Below are 19,370 nucleotides of genomic sequence, written 5' to 3'. Positions count from 1 at the left end.
TCATTTAAAAAAAGTAGCCCTTCTGCCGGACTTTATGAAGTATGGCAGAAGAGCTGCTTTTTTAAAGGAGAACAGAAGTGCACATAGGCTGTGCTACCTCCTTCTCATATATAACTAAAGAGAATTTCTACGGATAAGCGTGAATGGGTTGTGGACTTTTTCGTTCAGTTTGTGCTTCATCATGTAAGCAGCTGTTTCGCCCATTTGCTCATGGTCTGTCGAAATCACCGTGATACCGTTATCCAGAATATTTTTCAAGGGGGTGTCGTTGTAAGAAATCAGCCCGATGTCTTTCCCCAGCGTCAGTGCTTTTGCGCGGGTCTCCTTTATCAGGTCAGCCAGATCAGACTCCTCTAACACAATGTAGGCGGTTCCTTTCGAAATCGGCTCCTGGCAGATAGAGTTTACTACAGCATGCTCCATGGATGTCTCTCTACAGAAATGGCGGAAGCCTTTTACAATCTCGAAAGGGTAGACGATGTCTTTCGGGTACACCAGCACAAACTTCTTGTACTTGCTCAGCAGGTCTTTGCCTGAATGCAGGGCGTTGCGAATATCGCGCTCAAAATCCTGGTAAACGGCTGCGCACTTGCCGGTGTAGTTTTCTATGTTCTTGTCGAGCAGCACGAGTTTGTCCTGCGGTATACTTTTAATGACCTGTGTTGCTGCCTCCACGTGTGTAGTGAAATGCGGCATGATCACATAGTAATTATACTTCCCAATGCTTTCCTGAATGAGGTTCTCGCATATCTTACCGTCAAAATGATGAATCTGTAGGTCTACAACAGCATCCTCTCCGAGCGTCTTTAATATGGAGTAGTAAACAGTCTTTTTGTACGCACTCAGCTTGTTAAACAGCAACAGCACGCGCATTTTATCTGCACTGAAAGTATTGCTGATATAACACCCCTTGCCCTTCACAGAGGAAATCACCCCTTTCTTGCGGAGTAACTTATAGGCTTTCTCAATAGTATCCCGCGAGAGGTAATACATCTCGCTGGTTTCGTTGATAGACGGGACACGCTCCCCACGCTTGAGTATTCCTGATTCTATATCTGCAATGATCGCATTTACTACCTGAATATACTTGGGGACGGCGGATGCGGCATCAATTCTGTCTAGAAGTTCCATAGCGTTAACATAATATATAAGATGAACTGATATGAATAGGGGTTCTTAAGAAATAGCCATCTAACGTGTAAAAGGCAGAGCGTCTCGCCAGGCAAAGTCAGACCCAACAGCTTGCGCAATCGATTGCGCTTTACTATCTGATAATACGCTCAGAGGGCACTAAAGTTCCCCTGTTTCCAGTGATTAATCAATCATTTTTTTTGGATTTCGGAAGATAACCAAATATTTTATCCGATCAAAAGCTTTTTAAGTGGAAGTAAAACCAGTAATTCAGAGATTTAGTCAGGTCCTGTACCAGTGACAGTTCAAAGTGCGTCCTTACCTTTTTAGGCTTATGGGTTGTTCAGTTGCAGTAGTAGTGTTTGTTTGTCAGGAACAGTCTTTATGACGGAGTCCGTGTTTGAGAATAGAAGCAAGCTTTTGTATTGGAGTTTTAGCGGTAGCTGAACTTTAAAACAGACAACACATTTGTTCTAATCCAGCTTTTTAATCTTAATATCCCTGAACTCAATTCCCTGTCCCTCGCTCTGCAGGGCGATATACCCTCTGGTCAGGGGTTTTCCATCCACCTTTATCTGGGGATCATAGTTGTTGGCTACATCTCCACCAATTTGTGGACGGGTGTATTGCAACACCGTATCTCCGTTGATGAGGTGCGTTACAAGAGAGTCTTCATGTACTATGAGATCTGCTTTTATCCATTGGTCCCACTCATAGGTTTTAGAAGTAGAATTAATGCAGTGCCTGGGATCTTTTTTCCCCTCATAAAACACATCTGTGCCAGGGGAACACATGTTACCTGTCGGGCGTGGTTTGCCGTCTCCTGCATCTGCCAGCAACTGAAACTCAACAGAAATAGGCCAGTCCTGCTCCTTCAGAATAGTGTTGGGGTCCTGGGCATGAAACATCACCCCGCTGTTTCGATAAGTATAGTCCGGGGCATCCTCCAGAAACTGGTCCGTGAACCGGTATTCCCAGGTCAGATGGTAAGAGGAATAGGGTTCTTTGTAGAACAAATGCCCAAACCGGTTATTAAATTCCTGGTAATCATCATAGTTCACCTGTATTGCCCCGTCTTTTACCCGGAAGGTATTGGCATAATTATCGCCCACCTCATGATGGTAAATTTTAACAATCCAGTCGTCCAAATCCTTGCCGTTGAAAAGTGTCTGCCACTCATCCTCCTGCTCACCTGCCTTTTCGGATATACCCGGTGAGCAGGAGACGGCAGATAAGAAAATGACAGACAAAAATGTAGCCTTCAGATAGTGTAAAACGCCGGATTTGGGTGTTGAAATCATTAATTTCTCTATTGTGATGGATCAAATGAAGATGTCTCTTTAATGAAAATGAAGTAAGCGAACGCAACGAATCATTAAACTAATGAAAAAAAGTGAGCACATCATTCCCTTCCTTCATTTTTTAGTTCATATGTGCAATCGTTCTCTTCATTGATTTCCTGATTACCTGACAGTTCCAAGCATATCATTAGGCTGCCATGGCGTGCACATTAAAAACCAGGAAGTTTTATGACCGGCAATTTCACGAGTTTCTCTTCATCGGAATAACTTAAACCCGCCTGGTTGGCCATCCACTCCTGAAGGCTACTGTTTTCAAAGGCTTATTTCTTTTGGTAAACCCTCACGTAATCCACTTCATACTTTCGGGGGAAATCAGTGGTTGCAGGGTCGCCGCCATTGGAGCCAATGGCGAGATTCAGCAGGATGTAATGCGGTTGGTGGAAGGGATTGAACCCGTCCGGGTTCTTTGTCTGGCTTAAATCTACTTCGTTCAGCAACTCATCATCCAGGTAAAGCCTGATGTAATTCTCTGTCCAGTCCATTTTCCAGACATGAAACTTCTCGGGCCACAGGGGATCTTTTTCCAGAAAATGAGAGAAAGGGACTTTCCGCTCGTCCCACTCCGCCCGCTTGCTTTCGTGTGCCCAGGCGGCATTAGCCAGGATAGTTGGCTGCCCCTCCACCCGGTAATATTCCATTATGTCTGTTTCACCATTGGCAGGCCACCCTTTGGAAACACCCAGCGTCCAGATAGCAGGCCACATGCCCATGGCCGTGTCTATCCGGGCCCTTACTTCTATGATGCCATACTGAAACGTCTTTTTCCGGTTGGTGTTGATACTGGCAGAAGTATAATCGGCATATGCAGTATTCTTTCTCCAGTCTGTGCTGGTTGCGTCATAAAACTCATTTTTAACCTTTTCCCGCTTCCCTTCGATTACCAGTACCCCATTCTGTATGTTGGCATTCTCCGGCTGGTACCACTGCAGCTCATTGTTCCGCTTCAGCCCATATTCATAGGACCAGTTGGTGCTATCTGGCTTCCCATCCTTCTGGAATTCGTCCTGCCATACTAATTCATAGCCTTCCGGTGCTGGAGCGGTGGCACTGGTAGTGTTATCCTGCACCTGCACTCTACTGCACGCCAGCACACTTACTGACAGCAGCAATAGTATCCACTTGTATCTCATCTGTTAAATCTTTGGGTATGACTAGAGGTATCACAAAAGCAAATCCAGTCCCGGCGGGACTTTAAGGAGCATCTACTTCTTTAAACATCATCTTCTAAAGTAATCTACTTTAACTTAGATAAAATAAGATACAGGAAAGTTTTGTGTTACCACTGCAAAACCGGTAAAAAAGAAGCGGGAAAGCCTTAGGCTTTCCCGCTTCCCTATGTTCAACATGCATCTTCCACAAGTCAGACTACCCTTACCAGGCTTTAATCCTGAAACGCAATTTCAGCAGCAGAACTAGAACTCACCTATAGCAGCAGCCTGAACATAGGGCTGCACCTCTTCCGTGCTATCTTTCTGTTCTTCCATCTCCAGTATCAGGTTCGCCACTAAAGCCGTCCAGCCGGTTTGGTGCGAGGCACCCAGTCCCTGGCCGGTATCGCCGTGGAAGAACTCATAAAAGAGGTGGTGGTTCCTGAAATGCTCGTCTTCTGCGAACTGCGCATGATCGGCGTGATATTGATACTTTCCGTCCTCGTTTCTCTCGAAGATTCTCAGCAGCCTTTTCGTCAGCTCATTTGCAATCTGGTTCAGGCTCAGTTTAACACCTGAGTTAGTCGGAAACTCAAACGTATAGGCATCACCAAAATACTTGTGGTATTTCCGGAGCGCCTGGATGATCAGGTAATTCAGGGGGAACCAGATAGGACCGCGCCAGTTGGAGTTGCCGCCAAACATGGGGCTGGAGCTTTCGCCAGGCTCATACTGTATGGTATGGTGACTACCGTTGTGGCCGAACTCAAACGGGTGGTCCTGGTGATGCTTGGACAGCGAACGAAGGCCATAATCAGACAGAAACTCATCCTCGTCCAGCAGCCTTCTCAGCAGATGCTCCAGCCTGTAACCGCGCATCACTGAAAACAGGTAATCGCCGTCTTTACCCTTCTCTTCTATATCAGATATAAGCTGCCCCAGATCGGGGCGGGTACGGGTAATACTCACGGCACGTATCTTGAATTCCAGCATCCGGTCGAAGAAGCTGCTGTCGATCACCTCCACGGCCAGCAACGGAATAATGCCTACCAGAGAACGCACTCTCAGCAGCTCACTAGTGCCATTTTCATACTGCACGGCATCATAGTAAAACTTATCCTGATCATCCCACAGGGAGATATCGTTTTTACCGATGTGGTGCATGGCCTTGCCGATGTTCAGGAAGTGGCGGAAGAACTTGGCTGCCGATTCTTCATAAGAACGGTTCTGCTGCGCCAGCTCCAGGGACATCCTCAGCATGTTCAAAGCATACATGGCCATCCAACTAGTGGCATCGGCCTGCTGCAGCTTCTTGATGCCGTGCGGCAAATGGCTCCGGTCGAATACCCCAATATTATCCAGCCCCAGGAAGCCGCCTTCAAAAAGGTCGGTGCCGTTCACGTCTTTCTGGTTTACCCACCAGGTAAAGTTCATCAGCAGCTTCTGGAAGGCTCGCTCCAGGAAGTCCCAGTCAGGCTTTCCTGTTTTTTTCTTGTCTGTTTCATACACCTGCCACACGCCCCAGGCATGTACCGGAGGATTCACATCGCTGAAATTCCATTCGTAAGCAGGAATCTGCCCGTTCGGGTGCATGTAATACTCCCGGAGCATGAGCTGCATCTGGTGCTTGGCAAAGTCCGGGTCTATGTGCACGAGTGTGGTGGCATGGAACGCAAGGTCCCAGGCTGCAAACCACGGGTACTCCCACTTGTCCGGCATCGAGATGATGTGGCGGCAGGTCAGGTGCTGCCAGTCAGAGTTGCGCTTCAGGTTGCGGTGTGGCGGGTGCTCATGCGACTCCCCGTAATGCCACTTGTACATGTCCAGATAATAGAACTGCTTCGTCCACAGCATACCCGCAAAAGCACGGCGGGCAAGGGTTTTATGCTCCCGTGGCAATGCCTCCGGGAGCAGCTGCTCGTAATAATCATCCGTTTCGGCCTTGCGTCTGGCAATAATATTGTCAAAGTCTGCCCATGGGTCTTCGGTGCTTTTTTTGCTCAGGCGTATTTTAAATGTGGCAGCGCCGCCTGCCGGTATTTCCTCCTTCAGCCAGATGGCTACTTTGGTGCCCTGCTTATCCGGGTTAACAGTAGCTGCCTGGTGAATGATGTGGTTATTGATGCCGTCCTTTACATAGGGGAAATCATTTTGTGTGCGGTGAACGCGCTCGTTGTTTGTTTCATTCTCGCAGAACAACTGCTCCCCATGCTGGTGGTAAAAGTGCCACTTACCGTTCCGGTCAGAGTTGGTTTGCACACAGTTAGCCGTCGGGGCTGTCATGTTGGGCCTGTTGTACCTGGAATTGTGCTTCCAGTAGTTGCGGAACCACAGGTGCGGCAGCACATGAATAGTCGATGCCTCCGGTCCGCGGTTGTGTACCGTCACCTTCATCAGGATGTCGTTCGGGTCAGCTTTGGCGTACTCTATGAAGATGTCGAAGTAGCGGTTTTCCCGGAAGGCCTCCGTGTCCAGCAGCTCAAACTCCGGCAACTGGCGCCCCCTAATATTCTGCTCCAGCAACTCCTGGTAAGGAAACGCCGACTGTGGATATTTGTAAAGAAACCTGGTATAGGAATGCGTCGGAGTAGCCTCCAGGTGATAGTAAAGCTCTTTTACGTCTTCGCCGTGGTTTCCCTGCCCGTTTGTCAGGCCAAAAAGTCTTTCCTTTAAGATAGGGTCCTGTCCGTTCCAGAACGCTGGTGCCAGGCACAGGATCTGCTGGTAATCGCAGAAGCCGGCAATTCCTTCATCCCCCCAACGGTAGGCATTACTTTGCGCCATGTCGTGAGAGATGTAATTCCAGGCGGTGCCATCTACGCTGTAATCCTCGCGCACGGTGCCCCACTGGCGGTCGGACAGGTACGTCCCCCACTTCTTCCAGGTTCTATTATTTGTTGACTGAGCCAAACGCTCTTCTTCTTTACTACGCATGCTAATAGGTGCTATAATTTTACGCCGGAACCGGCGCATTAAAAGTATTCATATTCTTTCTTCCCCGTTGCTGTTCAAAGCCAGATGCACAAGCACCAGATGCACAAGCATAAGAGAACAAGCCAGTAAGCAGGCATATGTTTATAAATTAGTTTTTTGTATTTCAGGGACGAGAAAAGCAGAGGTTACTCCAACGGGTAACCGGGTGGTATGGTTTGCTAAGCTAAAGCGAATGTGGTTACTCCAATATCTCTTCTTTAAAGAGAGTAAGATTAATCTTTAGAACTGGTGAATCCAGCACTTATTTTCATTGCGAAACCTGTAAACGTATATCTAGCTAATAATCTATCATGTCCTTAACTAAAATAAATCTATGAATAAACAAATTTCTCTACTCCATCCTATTTTTACATATTTACCAACAAAATCACTGTGTGTTTAAAAAAATAATAATTTCAAACAATTTGCCTGCCGCTTTTAATAAAAGTAAAGCTATTTTGTTGCTACACAGTTACTAAGGAATATACAAAAATGATTGTAATATACTTAAATTAGCGGTAAAGTGTTCCATACAGGATCTTTTTTATAGTGTCTGTTAGACGCAGCTGCACATCAAGCTAACCACTTATTAGTAAACTCGCAATTTTAGGGCTTTAACCTGCCTTTTTATATAATGTGGGATTACAGGAAGTGGTTTAAAAATATGCTCGTGAATAATACAGGAAAGGTACAATGTTTCAAGCATTTCACAAGTTACCTTTAAAAAGCGCGTTTGCTTGATCAGGAACTCTAAAAAACTTATCACTAGCAGGTAAAAGATGGTTCCTTTCTTTTGCTTTTTATATAGCAAATGCGCCCTAAGAATGGCTTATACTCCTTCGTGGACGTTGGTGATAAAGTACTTCCCGGAACTGATGCCATTCACCAGGTCCTGTATTGTTTTGGTCAGAAACACCTTCATAAGATGATCTCGGTAGGTCTTAATATCATCGTGCAGGGGGCACGGATGCTTATCTGAGCATTGCTTCATGCCCATGCCGCACTTTCTGAAAGCTTCCAGCCCGTCGATGATGCGGACTACTTCCAGAATACTGATCTCACTGGCCGGTGAAGGAAAAACCCGCCATGTGGACCCTTCAGGGAGGCAATGACGCCTTTACGCACGAGGTCCTGTAAAATCTTGCCCATAAAGTGTGCAGGAAGCTCCAGTTCCCTGGCTATTTCTTTTATCCCTACTTTTTGGCCATTGTCATGATGCATGGCAATATACACAATAGAGCAGCGTAGGGCATATTCTGTTGTTTTAGATAACATAGGTTCGTAAAGCTGATTCCGGCAACAGGAAAAAAGACTATATAGCTGTTCAAATCTGGCCTGCTGGGCATGTTCCTGATTTCGTCGGCTGCCATTGCTATTTTCTACGCCTCCGGGCTGATGTGGGGCCAGCACACCAACCTGGCCATTGCCGAGTACTGGCGCTGGTGGGTGGTGCACCTGTGGGTAGAGGGCTTCTTTGAAGTGTTCGCCACTGTGGTGATAGCCTTCCTGTTTGTACGCATGGGCTTGCTCAAAACCCAAATGGCCACTGCCACGGTGCTGTTCTCTACCATCATCTTTTTGTTTGGCGGTATCATCGGTACGTTCCACCACCTGTACTTCAGCGGCACACCTACTTCAGTAATGGCCCTGGGCGCTACATTTAGTGCGCTGGAAGTGGTGCCACTGGTGCTCATTGGTTTCGAAGCCTATCATAACCTGGAAATCAGCCGCGCCACGCAGTGGATCAAAGTCTACAAGTGGCCCATCTACTGCTTCATTGCCGTTGCTTTCTGGAACCTGGTGGGTGCCGGTGTATTCGGTTTCGTGACTAACCCGCCGATTGCGCTTTATTACATGCAGGGCCTTAACACCACACCGGTTCACGCACATACGGCTTTGTTCGGAGTGTACGGCGTGCTGGGCATTGGCCTGATGCTGTTCGTGCTCAAGGGCCTCTCTGCCCGCAGACGCTGGAAAGACGGCGTGATCAGCTTCGCGTTCTGGTCTATAAACATCGGTCTGATGCTGATGGTAACTATCAGCGTGCTGCCCATCGGGTTGCTGCAGACTTGGGCAAGCGTGGAGTATGGCCTGTGGTACGCCCGCTCCATAGAGTTCATGCAAACAGACACCATGGAAATGCTTCGTTGGCTGCGCGTAATCGGGGACACCATTTTTGCCGGTGGCGTGATTGCCTTAGCCTGGTTTATAGTTGGCCTGAAAACCGGCTGGTCTTTAGAGGAGGATGAGAACATAACACCGGAATCCTTCCCAAAAATCAAATCAAAAGAAAGTGCAGGATAAGCAGCAGCGCTGCAAACTTCTTCTGAGACTCCGATAAGAACACCCCTAGTAGAACATAACCCTCTTTTAAAGTCCTGTCTCCTTGAGGCAGGACTTTTTTTATCTCATCAGTTCCTCCGCATGGTATGCCTGTTACAGCTATCCGTTTCTCCGGAGTGGCTGGCAAAGGAAGAGATGATAACACAGCAACTATCTTTGGGCGTTTCTAACTTCCAACGATTTTAAATGGCTAAGAGAGGGGTGAAAGCTACAGAATTCAGTATATTGAAAAGGAAGATTTAATGAAGGAAAATACAGTCCAGCCAAATAGCTTCGTACAGGTTAAATGCAGGCAACACCACCTCCACACATAGTGCAGATAAGCGTATATTCACGCATATCCGGTAGTTAGCGGTAAATTAGAATTATGAAGAAGGTTCTAAAGCGATTTCATGAGCCATTCACAGCAGAGATAAAGCATCCTCAAACAAGAGTGATTGAGTTTATAGTAAATGAAAAGCATAAAAAAAGAGGCTTGTTTGATTTCCTTAGTAGCAGCCCAATTGACTTTAGAGAAATTACTATTTCCAATGGCAGCTTAATGATTGATGTTAAGCCTAAGATGCTTAATCCTTTTAGGGGAATGGGTAAAATATTTATGAAGCTGGAAAAAGACGACAATTCTTCTTGGACAAAAGTAGAAGGGGAAATAGTACCTTACAATAACAGGTATATAATTACTGTCTTCTTGTTCTTAAGCTTCTTAACTGTTTGGACAGCTTTTGCCTTTATCATAGATACAAGTATCAATACTTTTATTGTAGTAGCGCTTGGGTGGACAATGTTCACGTTTATCTTATACATGCTTCCCTTCTGGTACAGAAGCAGGCTAAGAGAGTATAAAGACTCTTTATTACTGATATTGAACAGCAAAAGCGTAAAGCAGAAAAGATTCCGCTAACAAAGCACATGAGCAAAGCTGCGGCTACGCCTCGCTCACCTCATGTACGGGGCCGTTAGGCGCAAATTGCCTTAAGCCGCAGATGCTTTTCTGCCTAGCAGAACAGATTCTTAAATACAAGAACTTTTTAGCAATAAACATTTCTTTTTATAGTTCAGCCCCACTTTTAAGCTAGTAAACATGGATATCGTTGATCAACTTATCGGTACGTGGAGCTTGTTGCGGTGGACAGCAAAGCCAGCCGCTGGGAACCTGTTTTACCCTTTTGGCAAGGACGCTGTCGGACAGATTGTGTACGATGCAAAGGGCAATGTAATGGTCTCCATCATGAAAAAGGAACGAACGCTTTTTGCTTCCAATGACTTCCTGCAGGGTAGTGCTGAAGAAATGGCAGCTGCCTACAGTGGCTTTGTTTCTTATTGCGGGACTTATAATATAGATGCAGCCAACAAGAAGGTTATTCACTACATACTTATTTCTTCTTTTCCCAATTGGGTAGGACAAGACCAGGTGAGATACTATGATATCCAGGATGACTTTCTCACATTGCGGGCTCTTGCCATCGGCACCACACAACACGAACTCCTCTGGCATAAAATGCGATGATGTTCATCAGCGCCTAACTGCAGATTTAGAAAACCAAGGATTCAAAACATCAGGTTAAATAATTTCTGTATTCAGCAACAGAAGCTCAGACCTCCTTGTACATTCTTCGGAAGGACTACTTTCAGATGCACCTTTCTTTCAATCTTAAAACATTCACATGCTGCGGGTGGCGGCTTTCATTTTAGCTAAACCAGCCTGGGCTACCTTAAGCGGGTCCTGGGCGTAATACTCTTTATTGAATACCTCCAAGGAAAGCACCACGGGCTTTTCAGGATTATGAATATATTGCAGGATGCGGCTGATCAGCGCTACGCCGTCTCCAGTGTACACCCGGTCTGCATCTGTGATAGTAGCGGAAGGTATATTGGCCGGGTAGTCATTCACGTGAAACACCTCTATGGCCGTATTGCCCACTAATGGCAAGCTGTCCACGCTGGAGTCGCCCCGGTAGAGGTGGTAGACATCGAGCAGCACCCTAGCGGAAGGATGGCCGCTTTCAATGGCTACATACGTCACTTCGCTCAGGCGGCTCAGGTTTTTAGAAAAACCCCACAGCTCCAGTTGCGGTACTACGCCTGTTTTCTCGCCCAGTTCCAGGATGGCACGGTATCGTTCGGCGGCCTTTTTCAGGTCGAGGCCCGGCTCCTGTGTAGCACCCACAGGCGGTGCGGCCGTACGGTGGCACCCCAGCTGAGCGAGCATTTCCATTTCCCGCTTTAGCAGCTCCATTCCTTTTGTACGGGCAGTGTCGTCGTCCACTATCCACTGGGCAAAACCGATGGCATTCTCAACTTTGAGGCCGAGGCCATCCAGGCGCTTCTTCGCCTCGGCCAGCGTACCGCCACTGTCCAGGTAAGCCTGCAGGGAGTCCATCCAGATTTCAACGGAGCGGAAACCGGCTTTAGAGGCCACTTCCAGCTCCTTTATGAATCCCAGCTTATGGCCCTTTATTGTGCTCATGTTCAGGCAGTAGATAAAGTTGGGCTTTGGAGCAGGCGTAGAAGCTGAGGCCGCCTTAACTGCACCAGGCAACAAGGCTATTCCAGCGGTTGCTCCCAATACTTTAAGAGCATTTCGGCGGCTTTCGGGTTGTGACTTCATGGCAATAGTAGAACAGGTTTAAATCATCAGTAACCTCCAATTTAACATTTTGTGAAATACTTCCAACGCCAGTGCTTCAATTCAGTGCCTTTTTCCTCCCTTCATACCCATCGTTCCTGATTTGTGAACTCCCTTTAGAACTGTATTTTATAACTGTTTCGCCATTTATTTTTGTCGCTACGATAAAAATCGTAACTAAAATTTGCTTTCCTACGATTATAATCGTACACTTGCTACGAGTCCAATCGTAACCACTATGACTACTGATAAAAACCCGAACCTGCAGCCAACCAGTTCTGAGTTGGCGATACTTCAAATTCTGTGGCAAAGAGGACCTTCCACTGTCCGGGAGGTGCATGACCTGCTGGCGCAGGAAAAGGATATCCGCTATACCACCACTTTAAAAACAATGCAGGTGATGCATGCTCGTGGGTTCGTGCAGCGGGAAATAGAGGGCCAGAACCATATTTACGAAGCAGCTGTCGCGCAGGAGGCTACCCAAACAGCATTACTGGATACTTTCCTGCAGCGGGCATTTGGCGGCTCCGCGCTGCGACTGGTGATGAAGGCCCTCGGCAACTATGAAGCCAGCCCCGAAGAGTTGGAACAGCTGAAAAAAGTGATTGCCCAAAAGGAAAATAAAAACCAAAAAGACCATGATTGATGCTTTCTTCTCCTCCCCCCTGGTAGAGGCCATTGGTTGGTCTCTGCTGCACAGCCTCTGGCAAGGCACCTTGCTGGCCGTTGTGTTAGGTATCCTGCTGGTATTCCTGCGCAGGTTCAGTTCCCAAACCAGGTACCTCATTGTAGCCCTGTTTATGGCCTTGTTTGCGGCTACTATCCCCTTGAATATCATCCGTGAGTATGAACCCGTGGTACAGGTACAGGTTGCTGCTGTAGAGAAAGCGTATGCCGCACCCAATACAGCAACTTCATTTTCTGCCCGGGAAGAAATACAGGTATCGGAAAAGAGTGTTGCAAAAGATATCCGGAACAGGTTTGTCCTCTATTTTGAGCGGCATTTGCCCTTACTGGTCACGCTCTGGCTGATGGGCATCGTTGTCCTGCTCCTGCGCTACCTGGGCCAGTTGGTTTACGTGCAGCGACTAAAAAACCATGGTGTTGCGCCCTTTCCGGCAAAGTGGCAGGACATGATTATTAAACTGGAAAAGCAATTAAGAATTACTAGAAAAGTAAGCTACCTGGAGTCGTTGCGCATCTCCTCTCCCATGACCATCGGCTGGCTGAAGCCTGTTGTACTTTTTCCCATTGGCTTGGCCACCAGGCTTGGCCCGGCGGAGGTAGAAGCTATCCTGCTCCACGAGCTCGCGCACATCAAGCGCAACGATTACCTCTTCAATGTCATACAGTCGCTGACCACCATTCTGCTATTCTACCACCCGGCCGCTTACTGGATGTCCAGGCTTCTGGATGAGGAGCGGGAAAACTGTTGCGACGATTTGGTTGTCGGGTTAACGGGCCAGCAGGAAACCTATGCAAGTACTTTAATTCATCTTCAGGAACAAAAATTTAAAACTATGGCAACAGTCCTTTCTTTTACCGGAACCCCGTCTTCTTTTAGCGGGCGCATTTTACGATTAGTGAACAAATCTTTCCCATCAGCTAACCGCTTTCGCGAAGGCTTTGTGACAGCCCTGGTACTGATGGCCGGGCTAAGTTTCCTGGCGGCTGCCGGGGTTAATACCTCTCCTGCCCCTGTATCCAGTGCAGCCATCCTGCTGGCAGGCCATGGCGATGATGATAAAGAAAAAGTAGACCTGTTCATCAAAGCCATTGATGACGAAGATGATCAACTATTTTCTTACCTGCTCAAGCAAGGGGTAAACATCAACGGAACAAGCAGTGAAGGATGGACTCCGCTTGGCTTTGCAGCAGCAGAAGGACGACTCACTTATGTAAACCGGTTGCTGGAGAAAGGAGCAAAAGTAGACCAGGCAACAAGTGAGCGATATACTCCTCTACTGGCTGCAGCGGCGGAAGGCCACCTGGAAGTAGTAAAAGTACTCTTGGAGAAGGGAGCGTCTGTTAACACGAAGGCAAATGATAACACAGCGCTTTCTTTAGCAGCTAGGGAAGGACATGCAGACGTCGTTCGCTTCCTGATGCCCCTAAGCCCACAGCTTTCCAGAGAGGAGAAAGTGGAGTCCCTCATCAATGCAATAGATGAAGACGAGGAAGAACTGTTTGAGTATTTTATAAGCCAGGGGGCAGATATCAATGGTATCAGCAGAGGGGGCTGGACTCCTTTGGGCTTTGCCGCGGAAGAGGGCCACACAAAATTCATAAAACTCCTGATAGACCGGGGCGCAAAAATCAATCATTCACTCAACGATGACCGGATGCCTTTGCTGGCTGCTGCAGGAGAAGGACAACTGAACGCCGTGAAGGCCCTGCTGGAGGCCGGAGCAGAGGTTGAAGCAGCTTCAGAGCAAGGTACTACCGCTTTATCGGCTGCAGCACGGGAAGGCCATACGCAGGTGGTAGATTTTTTACTGGCCAAAGGAGCCAAGCCCAATAGGGCAAACAAGGAAGGATGGACCGCCCTTCATTTTGCTACCGGCGAGGGACATACAAATGTTATCAACCAGTTGCTAAAGGCAGGATCAAACATAGAGTCCCCTGTCTCATCAGAATGGTATAACTGGAACAATGGAGCGGGCACCAGGGTGATAATGGGCAACTGGACTCCTCTCATGCTGGCTGTGGAAGAAGAACATGTGGAGGCGGCCAATGTACTCCTAGAGGCAGGCGCGAAGGTAAATGCGCGGGTTGCAAAAAAAGTGTATGCTGTGGAGGGAGACTATAAAGATTTGAAAGCAGCACCCGGAAAACTGCTGTATGAAGCTACTGGCTGGACACCTTTGATGGAAGCTGTTGAAAAGAAGAACCTGCCACTTGTGAAGTTGCTTCTCTCGAAAGGTGCCGATGTGAACGCAGAAACAAAAGAAGGAAAATCTGCCAGAAGCATTGCCAGCGAAGCAGGGAATCAGGAGTTGATACAACTGCTCAGGTAAAACTGCCAGGGATATAACTGCTATTTTCTGCCGCTTTTTTAGCCCTTTTCCAACCTCTATCCGGCGGTTCCTGTAACGGCACCTGTTGTTCCCGCTGTGCCCTGCCTGCACCCGTACCCGTAGTTCCTGCTCTTTTAATATTGCACTAGCACCACCTGCAGATGTGAACTTAACATACTGTTCAGCAAAATGATGCTGGTATGCGTGCTTGGGGCAGCTACAGAAACTGACCTGCTAGTAAGTAAACCACCTGGGAACATCCTGCTCCACGCTACGTTCATGCTACCGCACCTGTTCCTCCTAAAATAGTTGGGGCTGACAAGCACGAAATGCACCAGGTTTACAAACTTTGCTGCATCTCGGCTGTTACTCTGTTTCGGAAGCATGGCTATGCTTTTAGATAAGCCATCTGCTAAAGCTTCATCTATCAATTACCTGATTAGAAACTAACCAATGGAGAGATAAACAGCAGGCATCTTTCCTGAACACGTACAATGAGAGCAAACACTAGCACACAACAAACATACCATGCACCTGAGGAACTAACAGTAACACAGAGCAGCACATTAAAAGAGGTACATCAAAACTTAACAGAGAAGATCAGCGACATGGACTTTCCATGTGTGGGCGCAAAGGCTGCCATCAACTCACGTCAATACCGCATAGGCATGTATGGCAACATGGGCACAGCAGACACGACCCAGGCACTTGCCACCGACCTCAAAAGCTACATAGCGGAAACACTTGCTGCTGACAGCGAGTACATGACCATGATTGCTGTATTCTCTGACGAAATAAAGGACGAGACTGAGTTTGAGGCAAAGCTCTGGGCACAGCTACAGCAACTGCACGACGGTGAGAAACACGAGCAGTCCTGGGACCCGCAGGTCAGCAGCGATCCGACTGACGAGAACTTCAGCTTCAGCTTTAACGGGACAGCCTTTTTTATTGTCGGGCTGCACCCCAGGGCCAGCCGCAGGGCCAGGCGCTTTGGTTTCACGGCTATGGCTTTTAACCTCCACCGCCAGTTTGAGCAGTTACGTGAAAAGGGTGTGTATGAAAGTATGAAAAAGGTTATCCGGGAGCGCGAATTAGGGTATGATGGTTCTATTAACCCTATGCTTAACGACTTTGGAGATGGCCTGGAGGCCCCGCAGTACAGTGGCAGGCAGGTAGACGAAACCTGGAAATGCCCTTTCCTTGCCGGGAAATAGGTCTCTGTACATAAACAAAAACTATACTATTAGCAACGGCCCTCCTGCCTGCTATTAAGTTGGCTGGCAGGAGGGGGCCTTTCATAAGCTGCCCTTACCAGGGCTTGATTATCAGTTGAAAAAAAGATGATTGAAACAATAGAAAAACAGACCGGGGCAGCCTTCAGGTTAAACAAAGGCGACAAACTTAAAGTGATTGACCCGCAGGGTGAGCAGGTGAGCGACATGGTGCTATTCAGTGCTGAGGACAAGCGTGAAAAGCTGTCTTCAGGAAAAACACTGGATTTCGAGAACACCATCCTCATTACCAAAGGCCACCATTTATGGAGCAACCGCAGCCACAAAATGATGGCCCTACTGGAAGACACCAACGGCCGAAATGATTTCCTGCTTGCCCCTTGCAGCCCTGAAACTTTCCAGATAATCTATAACAACCACGAGTACCATCCCAGCTGCTTTGAGAACCTGTACACCAACCTGGCTGAATTTAGTATCGAACCCGATGATATACCCACTGCCTTTAATATTTTCATGAACGTACAGTTCGCTCCGGACGGAACGCTATCAGTAGATCCGCCGCTCAGCAAAGCAGGCGATTACGTGCTTCTGGAGGCTAAGATGGATTTAATTGTGGGACTGACGGCCTGCTCCGCAGAACAGTCCAATAACTATAGCTTTAAGCCCATACAGTACGAGATAATACCTGCAGAGAGATAGCGTTTTGTTTGCCGGCGGCAGGTAGAACCAGGTATACTTTGCCATTTATGCTGCTGCCTAGTGTGTTTGTACATGAGGTGAGTGAGGCGTAGCCAGGCAGAAAGGATGCGCCTTGAGTTGAAAGTTTGTTTTTAACTACAAAGTTCTCCGGAGTATTGCTGCCCCCTTCCCGACTGACACTTAAAACCCAGTTTGATGGAGCCTATCGTCCACCTATTGGCTTTGTACTTAAATTCAATAATTCTTTTTTCTCCATAAACAGAGTCATCTAACAAACCTTCCTGTGTCACTATAATACTAATATGCTCGTCTGATATTTCTGTTTGCTCAAGAGTAAATCCTAAATTTCCTTCGGTGTGGTAAGCGGGGCCGAACAGCTTTCCGACAATCAGGTACGGCGTTGTCGACCAGGCTTCATTACTGTCTGTTGCAGATGATATCTGGCTATTGTACTTGTCTTTATTTTCAGGAATGAAGCTACCATAGTCGTTCCCGCTTCTACAAGAATAAATCACTAGCAAAAGCGAAATTAATAAAAGGTCTGTTCGGTGTTTCATACTTCAAATACCCGCGAACGTGATGTGGATGAGGTGCAGCCGGGGCTAAAGCCTGTGCTGGGCTACACGCGTTTATTCTTCTGCACCAATCCTGTCTTCTATTCTGTCACTTTCATCGTCTAGTTTGAGCAAGCTTCCCTGGTGTGTCTTCAGACTACCCTTCAGCAGAGTCACTTTACCATTGGCTGTAACTCTAACTCCTGTTTCCTTGCTTTCTTCATCAAACTACCTTTCGAAGACTTCATGCTTCACTCCAGCATTGTGAAGGGTGAGAGAATAATCACCAAAACCTGCATTAGCCTTTCACCCGAAGGTTTTAGTTCGTAAAGTTCAAATGCTTTCCATGATGTTGAGTCAAGTTTTTCAGGATATTCAAATTCAATTCTTTTGTCCGTATCGAACCTGAAAACCAAATACCGGTTTACTTTATCCTTACATATAGAAATAACTTTAGAGCTATTGATCAACCTGAAGGAATAGATTACTTCTTCATTCCTATTTTCAAAATCTTTTAGTTTCATTGAAATACTGAAAGCCTGTAAGGCAAAACAGAAGTGTTGAACCCAAAGTAACTACCTTCATAAATTTCTATAATTACACTCTGGTATAACGTGCTGGGTTTTGCGGTGGCGCAGCTACTTATTGTGGTTAAGCACAACGTTTTTCTGTTAGAAGAAAAGTAATTTTAATACCTTTAATCTACTATTATTTATATTTTACTGGTAGCATGTCCATTTTCAGTAATAATAACAATGAAATCATTAAGACAGTCCCTATTGCTGCAATTATGTTCATGAATTTTTGTGCCTGAACACTACTTTTAAATACTTTTTCAATTACTTTATATATCATCGATCCAATTACTCCACCTAATGTATTAGTGGTTATATCGGTAATATCAAAAGCCCCGACTCTCAACAGAAATTGAATTCCTTCTAACATGAAGGTAATTAAGAAAAAGAAGAAAAGTTTTTTCCCAAAAATCCACCTTTTAAATAAGATTCCTGCATATATGCCAAGTGGTAAGAATATCACTACATTCAAAAGCATTTCACCAAAATCAGCTTTACCATTCAAGATTAAAGGTTCACTGAACGGAATCAAGTTTACTCTCCTACTTTCCGTATAAGAGAATTGCACATCTAACTTAAACAGTAAAATCCAAATCAATGCCATCAAATAAACTATAAATAACACAAAAGTTAACTTGTTTGCTGTATTGTTATGTTTCCTATTGTTCCCCCAATATTCTTGCAAATTCATGTGTATCGATAAGTTTAAATAAATACCTGCTGGGCTTCATCTTTTCACTGCTGCTTAATAAAAACCTGAGCTAGCCCTCTGTTGATTTTAAAATTACGCATAACGGATTTTTGTAGATGATGTGCAAGGCATTAGCCGAAGCATATTGCATACACATGGTTATACCTTGTTTTTCTTTATATCATTGACCCCACGAGCCTTTGCTTTAGCCCGCCTTTGGTAAAAACCCAAACAACCTGATAAGCACCTGCTCCATCACTATTCCATTGGTATACGATGTAGGAATCACTATTTTTATAGACTTCGAATGTGTTTGTGCATTCGTATAAGTCGCTGTAGAGAACTTCGTTGATGTCAATATTCTGTTCTTCAACTCTGGCGTTAACGCCTTTTACTTGTGTTCTTGGGAAATTACCGTCTGTTCCCCAGACAGGCCTGCCAGCTATGGATGCTACCGCGCCGTTGTACCTGTCAACGATTCTGTTATGTAAGGCAAACGGCTCTATTAAATACTCAAACCTAAAGTCCGTGCCTTTGTAGGGCTGTAGCTTGTCGAGTGGTTGTAGTCTGGATTTGTGTATGAAACCTTCAATGTAGCTAACTTCTGTGGAGTTGAGAGAGAAGGGATTCTTAGGTATATAAACAGGAATCCATTCATTCGTGTCATGCCCATCTTCATAATCATACCAGAAGGCTTCGTTGCTGTATAGTTTATGGATGATTGGAGACTGCCCGTTCGGCTTTTCCCTGACATTTGTGTACCCGTCCTTGTCCTGAATTATCGCTACCTGCGCTGTTGACACAACAGTCGTAAGAAACAGGGCTATCAACAAGGTTAGGTTTTTCATACTTGTGAATTTAGTACAACGTTTGTATTTCTGCAGTGGTGCGCTTCCGAAGCCGCGTCCTGTCCCACGAAACCAAGCGTAGAACGAAGAAAAAAAACTTACAGCTTACACCTCAGGGCACCACTGCAGAAACACAACCGTTAGCAAATATATGCCCTTCATCCCACAAATG

17 protein-coding genes and 1 pseudogene are annotated in these 19,370 nt (G+C 46.4%); 8 read left to right on the top strand and 10 right to left on the bottom strand.

The window, feature by feature from the left end; all coding sequences use genetic code 11:
- Positions 1-114: 114 nt before the first annotated feature.
- The 5 genes and pseudogenes from ACFS7Z_RS21755 to ACFS7Z_RS21735 all read right to left on the bottom strand — a co-directional run.
- Complete coding sequence (locus tag ACFS7Z_RS21755; protein WP_377489476.1) at positions 115-1,131, bottom strand: GntR family transcriptional regulator; 1,017 nt, start codon at positions 1,129-1,131, stop codon at positions 115-117.
- Between the two features lie 473 nt (positions 1,132-1,604).
- Positions 1,605-2,432 (bottom strand): 3-keto-disaccharide hydrolase, encoded by an 828-nt coding sequence (locus tag ACFS7Z_RS21750; RefSeq protein ID WP_377489473.1) that lies wholly within the window; start codon positions 2,430-2,432, stop codon positions 1,605-1,607.
- A 320-nt stretch (positions 2,433-2,752) separates the two neighbouring features.
- Positions 2,753-3,622, bottom strand: coding sequence for a glycoside hydrolase family 16 protein (locus ACFS7Z_RS21745; RefSeq protein ID WP_377489470.1), 870 nt, complete (start codon positions 3,620-3,622; stop codon positions 2,753-2,755).
- A 282-nt stretch (positions 3,623-3,904) separates the two neighbouring features.
- Complete coding sequence (locus ACFS7Z_RS21740) at positions 3,905-6,574, bottom strand: MGH1-like glycoside hydrolase domain-containing protein (RefSeq protein ID WP_377489467.1); 2,670 nt, start codon at positions 6,572-6,574, stop codon at positions 3,905-3,907.
- Positions 6,575-7,553: 979 nt separating this feature from the next.
- Positions 7,554-7,834: pseudogene (locus ACFS7Z_RS21735) on the bottom strand (RrF2 family transcriptional regulator); the annotation flags it as partial.
- A 123-nt stretch (positions 7,835-7,957) separates the two neighbouring features.
- Between ACFS7Z_RS21735 and ACFS7Z_RS21730 the strand changes: the two are divergent.
- The 3 genes from ACFS7Z_RS21730 to ACFS7Z_RS21720 all read left to right on the top strand — a co-directional run bounded on the left by ACFS7Z_RS21730 (position 7,958) and on the right by ACFS7Z_RS21720 (position 10,463).
- Positions 7,958-8,917, top strand: coding sequence for a cbb3-type cytochrome c oxidase subunit I (locus ACFS7Z_RS21730; RefSeq protein ID WP_377489464.1), 960 nt, complete (start codon positions 7,958-7,960; stop codon positions 8,915-8,917).
- A 406-nt stretch (positions 8,918-9,323) separates the two neighbouring features.
- Entirely contained in the window at positions 9,324-9,857 is a 534-nt protein-coding gene (locus tag ACFS7Z_RS21725) for a hypothetical protein (protein ID WP_377489461.1), read from the top strand.
- A gap of 180 nt (positions 9,858-10,037) precedes the next feature.
- Positions 10,038-10,463 (top strand): lipocalin-like domain-containing protein, encoded by a 426-nt coding sequence (locus ACFS7Z_RS21720; RefSeq protein WP_377489458.1) that lies wholly within the window; start codon positions 10,038-10,040, stop codon positions 10,461-10,463.
- A gap of 153 nt (positions 10,464-10,616) precedes the next feature.
- Here the strand turns inward: ACFS7Z_RS21720 and ACFS7Z_RS21715 are convergent, their stop codons facing one another.
- Positions 10,617-11,564 carry a sugar phosphate isomerase/epimerase family protein gene (locus ACFS7Z_RS21715; RefSeq protein ID WP_377489455.1) on the bottom strand — a complete coding sequence of 316 codons (948 nt, stop codon included), beginning with the start codon at positions 11,562-11,564 and terminating at the stop codon, positions 10,617-10,619.
- Positions 11,565-11,820: 256 nt separating this feature from the next.
- Here ACFS7Z_RS21715 and ACFS7Z_RS21710 point away from each other — a divergent pair, with 256 nt between their 5' ends.
- The 4 genes from ACFS7Z_RS21710 (at position 11,821) to ACFS7Z_RS21695 (ending at position 16,530) form a co-directional block, all read left to right on the top strand.
- The gene (locus ACFS7Z_RS21710; RefSeq protein WP_377489452.1) at positions 11,821-12,228 is read left to right on the top strand and encodes a BlaI/MecI/CopY family transcriptional regulator; all 408 of its coding nucleotides are present in this window, start codon (positions 11,821-11,823) and stop codon (positions 12,226-12,228) included.
- The gene (locus tag ACFS7Z_RS21705) at positions 12,221-14,599 is read left to right on the top strand and encodes an ankyrin repeat domain-containing protein (protein WP_377489449.1); all 2,379 of its coding nucleotides are present in this window, start codon (positions 12,221-12,223) and stop codon (positions 14,597-14,599) included. Before ACFS7Z_RS21710 ends, ACFS7Z_RS21705 begins: the two co-directional genes overlap by 8 nt.
- Before the next feature lie 494 nt (positions 14,600-15,093).
- Positions 15,094-15,813: a guanitoxin biosynthesis heme-dependent pre-guanitoxin N-hydroxylase GntA gene (gene gntA / locus ACFS7Z_RS21700; protein WP_377489446.1), complete on the top strand. Its 720-nt coding sequence runs from the start codon at positions 15,094-15,096 to the stop codon at positions 15,811-15,813.
- Positions 15,814-15,939: 126 nt separating this feature from the next.
- On the top strand, positions 15,940-16,530 hold the full coding sequence (locus ACFS7Z_RS21695; protein ID WP_377489443.1) for a DUF1989 domain-containing protein: 591 nt from the start codon (positions 15,940-15,942) through the stop codon (positions 16,528-16,530).
- 131 nt (positions 16,531-16,661) lie between these two features.
- Here ACFS7Z_RS21695 and ACFS7Z_RS21690 read toward each other — a convergent pair whose 3' ends face one another.
- On the bottom strand, positions 16,662-17,087 hold the full coding sequence (locus ACFS7Z_RS21690; protein ID WP_377489440.1) for a hypothetical protein: 426 nt from the start codon (positions 17,085-17,087) through the stop codon (positions 16,662-16,664).
- Between ACFS7Z_RS21690 and ACFS7Z_RS21685 the strand changes: the two genes are divergently transcribed.
- Positions 17,079-17,210: a hypothetical protein gene (locus tag ACFS7Z_RS21685; protein WP_377489437.1), complete on the top strand. Its 132-nt coding sequence runs from the start codon at positions 17,079-17,081 to the stop codon at positions 17,208-17,210. The genes ACFS7Z_RS21690 and ACFS7Z_RS21685 overlap by 9 nt on opposite strands.
- Before the next feature lie 125 nt (positions 17,211-17,335).
- Here the strand turns inward: ACFS7Z_RS21685 and ACFS7Z_RS21680 are convergent, their stop codons facing one another.
- The 3 genes from ACFS7Z_RS21680 to ACFS7Z_RS21670 all read right to left on the bottom strand — a co-directional run bounded on the left by ACFS7Z_RS21680 (position 17,336) and on the right by ACFS7Z_RS21670 (position 19,198).
- Entirely contained in the window at positions 17,336-17,608 is a 273-nt protein-coding gene (locus ACFS7Z_RS21680; RefSeq protein ID WP_377489434.1) for a hypothetical protein, read from the bottom strand.
- Positions 17,609-17,792: 184 nt separating this feature from the next.
- Complete coding sequence (locus tag ACFS7Z_RS21675; protein WP_377489431.1) at positions 17,793-18,350, bottom strand: VanZ family protein; 558 nt, start codon at positions 18,348-18,350, stop codon at positions 17,793-17,795.
- Positions 18,351-18,526: 176 nt separating this feature from the next.
- Positions 18,527-19,198, bottom strand: a complete 672-nt coding sequence (locus ACFS7Z_RS21670; protein ID WP_377489428.1) for a hypothetical protein — start codon at positions 19,196-19,198, stop codon at positions 18,527-18,529.
- Positions 19,199-19,370 lie beyond the last annotated feature (172 nt).

Source organism: Pontibacter toksunensis, from assembly GCF_042686245.1.
GTDB classification, from domain to species: domain Bacteria; phylum Bacteroidota; class Bacteroidia; order Cytophagales; family Hymenobacteraceae; genus Pontibacter; species Pontibacter toksunensis.
The sequence above is the reverse complement of the archived record's forward strand: the minus strand, read 5'-3'. Positions and strand labels throughout refer to the sequence as shown.